We start from the raw sequence: 11,783 nt of genomic DNA, 5'->3' as shown, positions 1-11,783 counted from the left end.
TGTGCTGTTCTACATCACATATCACTTTTGTTGATGGACTTGATCTCACCGCTTTAGACCCACTTCATCTACTACCTTGGTCTAAATTGTCGACAATTTTCTTGATTGTCGACAATGTTATAGTCTATTTTAAATGCATAAGATGAAATTGTAGACAAGTTGGTGCTATAGGGCGAGTGTATTGACAATGAATATCGAATTTAAAACTCGACAAAAAGAAGGCGTTTCTGAAAAAGAAAACACCAAATCAGAGAGCTTAACTGAATCCTTGGTTGAGGCTATTGTGAGTGGTGATATTGCACCAGGCAGCAAGATATCTGAGCCAGAGTTAGCTAAGAAGTATCAGGTAAGTAGGGGGCCTCTGCGTGAAGCGATAATGCGAGTTGAAGGATTAGGCCTAATCGAGCGTATCCCTCACGTCGGTGCCAGAGTGATTACTTTCTCACCTGAAAAGCTAATAGAGCTATACGCAGTTAGAGAGGCGCTAGAAGGTATGGCTGCTCGACTTGCAGCTAGGCATATCACTGCAGAAGAGATTGTAGGATTAGAAGCAGTATTGTCGACACATTCAAATCATATTGATGAAGTTGAGGGTGCTTCGTATTTCCATCAGCACGGTGATTTCGATTTTCACTATCGCATCATTCTCGCTAGCCGTAACAGTAAGCTTATTTCATTGCTGTGTGATGAGCTTTACCACTTATTGAGAATGTATCGCTACCAATCACCTAGAGCTCAGTCGAGACCCGTTGAAGCGTTAGATGAGCATAAGTATATCTTACAAGCTATCAAGAATAGAGACGAAGAGTTAGCTGAGATGCTGATGAGACGCCATATCTCGGGTAGCCGAACATTAATCGAACAACAAATCCTTAGGGACTAAAGCCCAAAACGGACTAGAGGAAAGAGCAATGAGTTTATCTCAAGGAGCCAAATTTAGACTTGCCGTTGAGCAAAACGATCCACTGCAAATTGTAGGGACCATTAATCCATACTGCGCCATGATGGCAAAAAATCTCGGGCACCAAGCTATTTACTTATCAGGTGGCGGTATCGCTAATGCCTCTTATGGCTTACCCGATTTGGGGATTACCACACTTAATGACGTGTTAGTCGATGTCGAGAGAATCACCAATGCGTGTGACTTACCACTGCTGGTTGATATCGATACGGGGTTTGGTGGAGCATTTAATATCGCGCGAACCATCAAGGCAATGGAGAAAGCGGGTGCGGGCGCGGTACACATGGAAGATCAGGTAGCGCAAAAACGTTGTGGTCATCGCCCAAATAAAGCCATTGTTAGCCAACAAGAGATGGTCGATCGCGTTAAGGCCGCAGTGGATGCGCGTAACGATGACAACTTTGTGGTGATGGCTCGTACGGATGCTCTGGCGGTTGAAGGGATCGATAGTGCTATCGAACGTGCGATTGCTTGCGTTGAAGCTGGTGCTGACATGATTTTCCCAGAAGCAATGAACAAACTAGAGCAGTATGTTCAGTTTTCTGAAGCGCTAGAGAGTGCAACAGGGAAACATGTGCCGATACTGGCGAACATTACCGAGTTTGGTCAGACGCCACTGTACGGCTGTGAAGAGCTGGCAAAATCCAAAGTTGATATGGTGTTGTATCCACTCAGTGCGTTCCGTGCAATGAACAAAGCAGCAGAGATGGTGTACAAGCATCTGTTAGAAGTGGGTAACCAAGAAGCGCTGACGGATTCGATGCAAACTCGTAAAGAGCTCTATGCGCACCTCAAATATCATGATTATGAAGACAAGCTTGATCAGTTGTTTTCAGAAGGAAAATAGGATCAAACGGAAGCCCAAGGAAACCGATTCGGAATTAATCCAATAACGTGAAATTGTTTGGTAAATAACGCTCCACTTAGAGAGCTATATCAAACAGAAAAGGAGTTCAAAATGCCTCTATCATCGAAAAAGAATGAAGAGTTAGGTGGCGCAGGTCTTCGCGGCCAAAGCGCTGGTAGCACAGCTTTGTGTACTGTCGGTAAAACGGGGACAGGTCTGACATATCGAGGTTACGATATTACTGACTTGGCAAACAATGCTCAATTTGAAGAAGTTGCCCACATGCTGTTACGTGGTCACTTACCCAATCAAAAAGAGCTAGATGAATATAAAACGCGTCTGATTAGTTTACGAGGTCTACCGAGTGAACTTAAGCAAGCTTTAGAGCTTATTCCTGCCTCTGCGCATCCAATGGATGTGATGCGAACAGGTTGCTCGGTACTGGGTAATCTAGAGCAAGAGATGAGCTTTGAAGAGCAGCTAGACGCGACAGAAAGAATGCTCGCTCTATTTCCCGCCATCATTTGTTATTGGTACCGCTTTAGCCATGATGGTGTACGCATAGATACAGACGATCAATCCGAAACCTGTATTGGCGGTTACTTTCTAAAAATGCTGACAGATAAAGCGCCAACTGAGATTCATAAGCAGGTCATGCACTGTTCGCTCATTCTATACGCAGAGCATGAGTTTAATGCGTCTACCTTTGCAGCGCGCGTATGTGCTTCTACACTTTCCGATCTTCATTCTTGTATTACAGCAGCGATCGGTACGCTTCGTGGCCCTTTACATGGTGGTGCAAACGAAGCTGCAATGGAGATGATTCAAAACTGGCAGACACCAGATGAAGCGGAAGCAAACATCATGAAGATGCTAGCGAACAAAGACAAAATCATGGGCTTTGGTCATGCTATCTACCGTGAAAGTGATCCTCGTAATGCGTTGATTAAGCGTTGGTCAAAAGAGCTTTCAGATACGGTAGGAGATACCCATTTGTACGCGGTTTCTGAGCGCGTTGAAGCGGTGATGAAGCGAGAGAAAGGCTTGTTCTGTAACGCGGACTTTTTCCATGCCTCTGCTTATCACTTCATGGATATTCCAACCAAGTTGTTTACGCCGATCTTTGTCATGAGTCGCCTAACAGGTTGGGCTGCGCACGTTTACGAGCAACGAGCCAATAACCGAATCATTCGACCAAGTGCAGATTACACAGGTCCTGATCATCAAGATTGGGTTCCAATCGAAAAACGATAGCACTGTCGACTTTGCTCCCTTCGATTAGGGAGCAAACATCTACCTCAATGGAAGCAGATATGAGCATGAATACCCTATACAGAAAATCGCTTCCGGGAAGCCATCTTGATTATTTTGATGCCCGAGAAGCCGTAAATACACTATCCCCAGGTGCCTACGAAAAACTCCCGTATACCTCACGAGTGCTGGCTGAGCAGTTAGTTCGACGTTGTGACCCTAACACTCTGACTCAAAGTCTAGAGCAAATTATCGAGCGAAAGCGCGACTTAGATTTTCCTTGGTATCCTGCTCGAGTTGTGTGTCATGACATTCTAGGTCAGACGGCGTTGGTTGACCTTGCAGGCCTTAGAGATGCGATTGCCCAACAAGGTGGCGATCCTGCCAAAGTCAACCCTGTGGTAGAAACCCAGCTGATTGTTGACCATTCTCTTGCTGTTGAACACGCGGGCTTTGACCCAGATGCATTTGATAAAAATAGGGCGATTGAAGAGCGCAGAAATGAAGACCGTTTTCATTTTATTGAGTGGTGTAAAACCGCGTTTGAGAATGTCAGCGTTATTCCTGCTGGTAATGGCATCATGCACCAAATCAACTTGGAGAAAATGTCTCCTGTTGTTCAGGCTAAGCAAGGTATCGCATACCCAGACACTTGTGTCGGTACGGATAGTCACACGCCGCATGTCGATGCTCTAGGGGTGATTGCGATTGGTGTGGGAGGGCTTGAGGCGGAGACAGTCATGCTTGGCCGTCCTTCAATGATGAGACTTCCAGATATCGTTGGTGTCAAGCTTACTGGCAAGCGCCAGCCTGGGATTACTGCAACAGATATTGTCTTGGCGATTACTGAATTTTTGCGTAACGAACGAGTCGTTTCGTCCTATCTTGAATTCTTTGGGGAAGGAGCAAAAGACTTAACCATCGGCGATCGAGCAACCATCTCTAACATGACGCCAGAGTACGGCGCTACGGCTGGGATGTTCTACATCGATGAGCAGACCATCAACTACCTAAAACTGACGGGTCGTGATGATCAGCAAGTCGAGCTTGTTGAAACATATGCCAAACAGACGGGTCTTTGGGCCGATGATCTTGAAACCGCTGAGTACGAGCGAGTATTAGAGTTCGACTTATCCAAGGTTTCTCGCAACATGGCAGGGCCATCGAATCCTCATAGACGTTTGCCAACCTCAGAGCTTGCACAGCGAGGTATAGCAAAAGAGAGTGAGGTTAATACTAGTGAGGGGCAATTACCCGATGGGGCAGTGATTATCGCGGCGATTACCTCATGTACCAATACAAGTAACCCGCGTAATGTGGTCGCCGCTGGCCTTGTTGCCAAGAAGGCCAATGAGCTTGGACTCGTTCGCAAACCTTGGGTGAAATCTTCTTTTGCTCCGGGCTCAAAGGTTGCAAAGTTATACCTTGAAGACGCAGGTCTTTTACCTGAACTCGAAAAGCTAGGCTTTGGAATTGTCGCTTATGCCTGTACTACTTGTAATGGTATGAGTGGTGCGCTTGATCCAGAGATTCAGCAAGAAATCATTGACCGCGACGTTTATACAACGGCAGTGCTATCAGGTAACCGAAACTTTGATGGTCGGATTCACCCTTATGCTAAGCAAGCATTCTTGGCATCGCCGCCACTAGTGGTCGCTTATGCCCTAGCTGGAACCATGCGTTTTGATATTGAACGTGATTCGTTAGGTAAAGATAAACAAGGCAATCCTATTTATCTCAATGACTTGTGGCCGAGTGATGAAGAGATTGATGCGGTTGTCGGCAAGCATGTTAAGCCCGAGCAGTTTAATCAGGTCTACATTCAGATGTTTAAACTCGATGAAGGTGAGCGTAATAGCAACCCTCTTTATGACTGGCGACCAAAAAGTACCTACATTCGCCGTCCACCATACTGGGAAGGGGCGCTAGCAGGTAAAAGAACGCTATCCGCGATGAGACCTTTAGCCGTACTAGGCGATAACATCACGACTGATCACTTATCTCCCTCCAACGCGATACTCGCGAGCAGTGCCGCGGGCGAGTATCTCGCTTCTATGGATGTACCTGAAGAAGACTTTAACTCTTACGCAACCCACCGTGGTGATCACCTAACTGCGCAGAGAGCGACGTTTGCAAACCCTAAACTGTTCAATGAAATGGTTAAAGAGAATGGTGAGTTGGTACAAGGCTCACTGGCAAGGGTCGAGCCAGAGGGTAAAGTCACTCGAATGTGGGAAGCAATTGAAACCTACATGAATCGCAAGCAGCCGTTAATCATCGTTGCGGGTGCGGATTATGGTCAAGGCTCTTCACGTGATTGGGCTGCGAAAGGGGTTCGCCTAGCTGGGGTTGAAGCAATTGCAGCCGAAGGTTTTGAACGCATTCACAGAACTAACCTAGTCGGAATGGGTGTTTTGCCACTTCAATTTAAATTTGGCACAAGCCGAAAAACGTTACAGCTCGACGGTAGTGAGCTTTATGACGTCATCGGTGATATCAAGCCTAGCGCAGATCTAGCGCTTGTCGTAACTCGTGCTAATGGAGAAAAGTTCGATGTTCCTGTGACTTGTCGTTTGGACACCGCCGATGAGGTTAGTGTTTATAACGCTGGTGGCGTTTTGCAACGCTTTGCCCAAGACTTTTTATCCCAATAGGTGGCCGCTATGACAGCATCTAGCCAAATGAAAGTACCAGCCACCTATATGCGTGGTGGGACGAGTAAAGGGGTATTCTTCAGTCTAGAAGATTTGCCAAAACAAGCTCAAACTCCCGGAGAGGCGAGAGATAAATTGCTGCTAAGAGTGATTGGTAGTCCTGATCCTTATGCCAAGCAAATCGATGGTATGGGCGGTGCCACGTCGAGTACCAGCAAAACCGTGATTGTATCGAAAAGTGATAAGCCAGATCACGATGTCGACTATCTATTCGGGCAAGTATCGATTGATAAACCTTTTGTCGATTGGAGTGGCAACTGTGGCAATCTATCTGCCGCTGTTGGTCCCTTTGCCATTCATGCTGGTTTGGTCGATGAAGATCGTATCCCAACCAATGGTACGGTTACCGTCAAAGTGTGGCAGGCGAATATCAGCAAAACCATCGTAGTTCATGTGCCAATAGTGGAAGGGCAAGTTCAGGAAACAGGCGACTTTGAACTCGATGGGGTGACGTTTCCAGCTGCTGAAATTCAAGTCGACTTCATGCACCCCGCAGACGGCGAAGGCAGCATGTTTCCTACTGGGAATGTGACCGATGAGCTAGAGGTTCCTGATGTTGGCACGTTTGAAGTAACGATGATCAATGCGGGTATCCCGACGATTTTCCTTGACGCTGAAGCTCTCAGATATCAAGGGACGGAACTTCAAGAAGATATCAATAACGATGAAGCTGCATTACAACGCTTTGAAACGATTAGAGCTTATGGTGCGTTGAAGATGGGTTTGATTGATTCTTTACAAGAGGCTGAAGCTCGTCAGCACACGCCAAAAATCGCCATAGTTGCGAACCCGAAAAGTTATCTTTCTTCTAGTGGCAAACCAGTCGAAGCCGGTGAGGTGGATGTATTAGTTCGCGCTTTGTCGATGGGTAAATTGCACCACGCCATGATGGGAACCGCAGCAGTAGCGATTGCATCGGCTTCCTGTGTGCCCGGCACTATAGTCAACCGTGCTGCTGGTGGCGGAGAAATGGAATCAGTCACTTTTGGTCACCCGTCGGGAACGCTGAAAGTAGGAGCGGCCGCCACGCTAGATGAACAAGGTTGGGTCGTTGAAAAAGCTGTAATGAGCCGCAGTGCTCGAATCATCATGGAGGGATTTGTGCGCGTACCCTCCGATATCTTTGCGTAATTAGCACCGGTTAATTACCAGAAAAGCAATGTCAGGACATACTGGAGGAAGCACTATGTCTGCATATCAAAAAGAGTATCAATGGGCGCTGTCAGAACCTGAGTCGTTTTGGGCGGAACAAGCGAAAAATATTGACTGGTTTAAACAGCCACAAACTATTCTAGCCAAGGATGAAAATGGCATAGAGCGCTGGTTCCCCGATGGAATGCTTAATACCTCTTGGTTAGCACTAGATTATCACTGCGAACAAGGACGTGGCGATAACACCGCATTGATCTACGATTCACCAGTGACTGGTACTAAGCGAAAATATACTTATACCGAGCTTCGTGATCAGGTTGCGAAAACAGCGGGTATGCTCGCAGCACAGGGCGTTGAAAAGGGTGACAGAGTGGTTATCTATATGCCCATGATTCCTGAGGCAGCAATGGCAATGCTTGCCTGTGCGCGACTAGGCGCGATTCATTCCGTTGTGTTTGGCGGCTTTGCGGCTAACGAGCTAGCGATTCGACTTGAAGATGCTGAACCTAAATTGGTGATGACAGCTTCTTGTGGTATTGAAGTTAATAAAGTTATTCCGTACAAGCCATTGGTCGATACAGCGATTATGGACAGTCGATGGAAGCCTGAAACAGTGGTTGTTCTGCAAAGAAGCCAGTGTGAAGCTCAGTTGCAGCCTAAGCGAGATGTGGATTGGGCGACTGCACTTGAAGGCTCTCTACCTCACGCTTGTGTACCAGTATTGGCGACTGACCCGCTCTACATTCTTTATACCTCAGGGACGACTGGTAAGCCTAAAGGTGTAGTACGCGATAATGGTGGGCATGCTGTTGCGATGAAGTACTCAATGAGCGCCATTTATAATGTTCCACAAGATGGTGTTTACTGGGCAGCTTCTGATGTGGGCTGGGTCGTAGGCCATTCTTACATTGTCTATGCGCCGCTGATTCATGGCTGTACAACAGTACTATTTGAAGGCAAGCCAGTACGGACTCCGGATCCGGGCGCATTCTGGCGAGTGTGTGAAGAGTACAAAGTCGAAGTACTGTTCTCCGCGCCAACCGCTTTCCGCGCAATTAAGAAAGAAGACCCTGAAGGTGAGTGCCTCAAGCAATACGATTTATCAAACCTTAAAACCATCTTTATGGCGGGTGAGCGCCTAGACCCTCCGACATTAGAGTGGGTAGAAAGCAAAACTGACAAACCAGTAGTCGATCACTGGTGGCAAACGGAAACAGGTTGGGCGATTGCCGGTAACCCTACCGGAATTGAGCTGATGCCAGTGAAAGCAGGTTCAGCGACTAAACCAATCCCAGGTTATCAGGTTGAGATCCTTAATGAGCTTGGTGAGCCAGTAGAAGCCAATCAACAGGGCTTTGTCGCTTTGAAACGTCCACTGCCACCAAGCTGTCTGCCTACGGTATGGCGTAACCACGACCGCTTCGAGTCTGGATATCTGAGTCAGTTCCCGGGTTATTACGTATCGGGTGATGGTGGTTATCTCGATGAAGAGGGCTACCTATTCATTATGGGGCGTATCGATGACGTGATTAACGTTGCGGGTCACCGTCTATCAACCGGTGAGATGGAAGAGATCGTAGGCGGCCACCCAGCCATTGCGGAATGCGCGGTTGTTGGTGTTCATGACGATTTGAAAGGGCAGTTGCCACTTGGTTTAGTGGTACTTAAAGACGGCGTAAAGGTCGACGACGTCCAGCTTGAAGGTGAGCTGGTTGGTAAGGTACGCGATGAAATCGGTGCAGTCGCTTGCTTTAAGCATGCGCTCGTTGTGGAGCGTTTGCCAAAGACGCGATCCGGTAAGATTTTGCGCCGTACCATCCGTCAGATAGCCGATGGCGAGCAGTACACAGTGCCTTCGACGATCGATGACCCAACGAGCCTTGAAGAGATCGAAAAGGCACTGCATTCCTAATCCTGTTTTGGATACTTCATCTGATAGTAAAATTAAGCCCTGAACTAAAGGGGCTTTTTTATTGAAAAAATTTTGTTAAACCGCCAAACTGTTACTTTATTCGTAACGCAAAAATATTTATGCACAATGTGACCATTCGTAGTGCGCATGACAAAGATTTAGAGCAGTTAAATGATCTCATGTTTTACTTGCATGATGAGCATCATCGCCAATGCCCCGAACACTTCAAAACTGCTGTAGATATAGAGCAGGAAAAGAGTATTGCACGATATTTAGATGATCCTGAATGTCTTGTATTTGTCGCATGTGAAGACGATAAAATCATAGGATTTATTAGTGGTCACTTTTGCGAACTGATTTCCACAGTAAGTAAGCCAGTTCAGATGGGCAGCATCGATGAACTGTATATCGTTAAGGACTACCGTGGCAAAGGGCATGCAGTCGAACTGTGTCAGCATATCGAAACGCGTTTTGAGGAATATGGCGTAAAAGAGATCTTTGTTGAAGTCTGGGAATTTAATCAGTCTGCAATTGAGTTTTACCGTCATTTCGGCTTTGAACATCATATCCATTGGTTACGAAAGTCCGTAACCAATTAACAAGAATTTAGAATGAAGCTCAACACTAAAATATTATCGCTCGTACTCGGGTTTATCTCTCTATTTGCCTCTTCACTTACTGTTGCGAATGACTCGTCAATCTCTGGAGCTGCGTGTGTCATACGTTCTGGTGAGAAGATTGTATTGGTAAAAGAAATCCTCACCAACAAGCTTTCTCTCCCCGCAGGAGGCGTCGCTAAAGGGGAGTCTCCAAAGCTTGCAGCGCAACGAGAAACGTGGGAAGAAACAGGACTTGTTGTTTCCATTAAGGAGGAACTCGGGCGTAACGAGAAAGCGGTGTTCTACGATTGTGTTTCTGACTCGGATATCGTTTCATTCCAGTTTAACAACAGGTTAGACGGATATGAACTGCCTATCTGGTTCGCTCCACATTATGGTATTGAAGTCTCTTCTGCGATGTTGATCGATCCTACTGTTGTGCCTAGTCAAGAGTACCGCTTCCCTGAGCAACTTCATTGGCTTGGTACCGTTTTACAACAAGCGACTGATCAAAAAGTGGTGTTCGTCGATAACCTTATTGAGGCGGCTCCCACATTCCATCAAGTTGAATTGAGCTGGATGACTCAGCTTCAGCACTTCTTCTTAAAGCTACCCAGTGGCACAGTGCATATTGTCGAGCCTTTGTTACTCGCTGGAAACTGGCTGGCTGAACCTTCGTTGATTCTGGTTCTTTTCCCACTTTTATATTGGCGATTTGGTAAAGAATTCAGCTATAAAGTCTTTTTTGCCGTCACTATGACTTCATTGCTTAGCTTGGTTGCACAACAAGGCTTTGCTTTTCCAAGGCCTCACGTCTACTTACCAGCTTTGGATCTTGCCAAAAGTTATGGTTTCAGCCTACCTAGCTTACCTATCGCAGTGTGGTCGTGTGTCGGGGTACTGGTGTTGAGTGCAAGCGAGAAACTCTCTATTAATCGTTGGTCGATGTCTCTGTTGGTAATACTCTTCTGGTTAAGTCTCGCGAATTTTTACAGTGGATCTGCATTTCTAATTGATAGTGTCAGTGGTGCTTTGTTGGGAATGTTGTGCGCTTGGCATTTGGTTCGTCTCGAATCTAAACCCGAGGTGGACTCAAATGCGTTCATGACCTCGAAGTCAGTTTGGATTATCCTTCTGGCTGTATGTGCGCTAATGACTCTATTTTGGCCGACACCGATTTTTACTTATTGGCTAGCGGTTATTTTAACAGTGCTGGGTCTTGTTGTTACCTTAAAACGTGATGCGAATATGGCATCAGGTAGAGCGTTGGTTTTGATTTGTGCGGGGATGGTGGTAACAAATGGGATAGTAAGTATGATAGCGGTTCAAGTATCGACTAGTAGTATCGCTTCATTAAGCGTAGAAACGTTGAGGTATCCAATATTGATCTGTCTATTTGTGATTTCAGTGCGTAAGCTAGCTAAAGCTGACTAATCAGCTTTAGCTTTGCGTTCTATTAATTTAAAACAAAGTCTTCGATTACCTTAGCAACACCGTGTTCATTGTTGCTCAAGGTAATATGGTTAGCGATGGCTTTGGTTTGCTCCATCGCATTCTCCATCGCGACACCCAAACCCGCATATTCAATCATATGGTGGTCGTTTTCAGCATCACCCATACAGATAATTTGGTCCGATTTGATCCCTAGGTGGTCAGCAATTGCTTTGACTCCAACTCCTTTGTTACTAGCGAGGTTTAGAAACTCAAGGAAGAAAGGTGCGCTTTGAACAATGGTAAACTCGTTGTAGTAGGAAGCGGGAATATTTTCTATTGCAGCGGTTAGTTTTGCTGGCTCGCCAACAATCATGACTTTGATGATCGGATGGTTATCTTCAAGTTGATCAAAGTTCAATTCAGTTACAGGGATTTGGTTAATCGTTGCTTCGATATCGGTATATTCATTGTTACATGGAGTAATCAAACCAAATTCAGTACTAAAGGCATGGCAATTTAAATCCAGTTCTTCGGCTAACTTAGCAACTTGTTTTGCATGCTTTCCATCAATAATTGCCGAGTGGATTACTTTGTCTGTACCAATTTCTTTTACCATGGAACCATTGAAGTAAACGACAAACTCGTTGTCGCCAGTGATGTCTAGCTCATCAAGCTTACTTTGCATACCTGCTAAAGGTCGACCAGAGGCGAGGACAACTTTAATGTCATTTGCTCGGGCATTAGCAATTGCCTTCTTGGTTCTTTGCGAAATGGTTTTTTCGCTCGTCAAAAGCGTACCATCTAAATCTAACGCAATCAGTTTGTACATAACTTACCTAAAATATAACTATAAATTAATCAAAAGAAGCAGAATAATCGCTCGGAAACGATTGATCAATTTATGATTTAGTTG

The 11,783-nt window shown here is 45.9% G+C and carries 9 protein-coding genes; 8 read left to right on the top strand and 1 reads right to left on the bottom strand.

Going from position 1 to position 11,783, the window contains the following annotated elements; all coding sequences use genetic code 11:
- Nucleotides 1–187 precede the first annotated feature (187 nt).
- From APB76_RS20245 to APB76_RS20210, 8 genes are all read left to right on the top strand, one after another.
- Nucleotides 188–883 carry a GntR family transcriptional regulator gene (locus APB76_RS20245; RefSeq protein WP_049844022.1) on the top strand — a complete coding sequence of 232 codons (696 nt, stop codon included), beginning with the start codon at nucleotides 188–190 and terminating at the stop codon, nucleotides 881–883.
- Nucleotides 884–911: 28 nt separating this feature from the next.
- Nucleotides 912–1,808 (top strand): methylisocitrate lyase, encoded by an 897-nt coding sequence (gene prpB, locus APB76_RS20240; protein WP_054962462.1) that lies wholly within the window; start codon nucleotides 912–914, stop codon nucleotides 1,806–1,808.
- Nucleotides 1,809–1,919: 111 nt separating this feature from the next.
- On the top strand, nucleotides 1,920–3,062 hold the full coding sequence (gene prpC / locus APB76_RS20235) for a bifunctional 2-methylcitrate synthase/citrate synthase (RefSeq protein WP_054962461.1): 1,143 nt from the start codon (nucleotides 1,920–1,922) through the stop codon (nucleotides 3,060–3,062).
- 59 nt (nucleotides 3,063–3,121) lie between these two features.
- Complete coding sequence (gene acnD, locus APB76_RS20230; protein WP_054962514.1) at nucleotides 3,122–5,713, top strand: Fe/S-dependent 2-methylisocitrate dehydratase AcnD; 2,592 nt, start codon at nucleotides 3,122–3,124, stop codon at nucleotides 5,711–5,713.
- A 9-nt stretch (nucleotides 5,714–5,722) separates the two neighbouring features.
- Entirely contained in the window at nucleotides 5,723–6,904 is a 1,182-nt protein-coding gene (gene prpF, locus APB76_RS20225; protein ID WP_054962460.1) for a 2-methylaconitate cis-trans isomerase PrpF, read from the top strand.
- Nucleotides 6,905–6,959: 55 nt separating this feature from the next.
- Complete coding sequence (locus APB76_RS20220) at nucleotides 6,960–8,837, top strand: propionyl-CoA synthetase (protein ID WP_054962459.1); 1,878 nt, start codon at nucleotides 6,960–6,962, stop codon at nucleotides 8,835–8,837.
- 119 nt (nucleotides 8,838–8,956) lie between these two features.
- Entirely contained in the window at nucleotides 8,957–9,436 is a 480-nt protein-coding gene (locus tag APB76_RS20215) for a GNAT family N-acetyltransferase (RefSeq protein WP_054962458.1), read from the top strand.
- Nucleotides 9,437–9,448: 12 nt separating this feature from the next.
- A complete protein-coding gene (locus tag APB76_RS20210; RefSeq protein WP_054962457.1) occupies nucleotides 9,449–10,870 on the top strand; it encodes a bifunctional NUDIX hydrolase/phosphatase PAP2 family protein in 1,422 nt (473 codons plus the stop codon).
- 22 nt (nucleotides 10,871–10,892) lie between these two features.
- Here the strand turns inward: APB76_RS20210 and APB76_RS20205 are convergent, their stop codons facing one another.
- Nucleotides 10,893–11,699 carry a Cof-type HAD-IIB family hydrolase gene (locus APB76_RS20205; RefSeq protein WP_049844029.1) on the bottom strand — a complete coding sequence of 269 codons (807 nt, stop codon included), beginning with the start codon at nucleotides 11,697–11,699 and terminating at the stop codon, nucleotides 10,893–10,895.
- Between the last annotated feature and the right edge of the window lie 84 nt (nucleotides 11,700–11,783).

The organism is Vibrio bivalvicida, from assembly GCF_001399455.2.
Lineage (GTDB): Bacteria > Pseudomonadota > Gammaproteobacteria > Enterobacterales > Vibrionaceae > Vibrio > Vibrio bivalvicida.
Note: the sequence above shows the minus strand (reverse complement) of the source record. Positions and strands in the feature narration are given on the sequence as shown.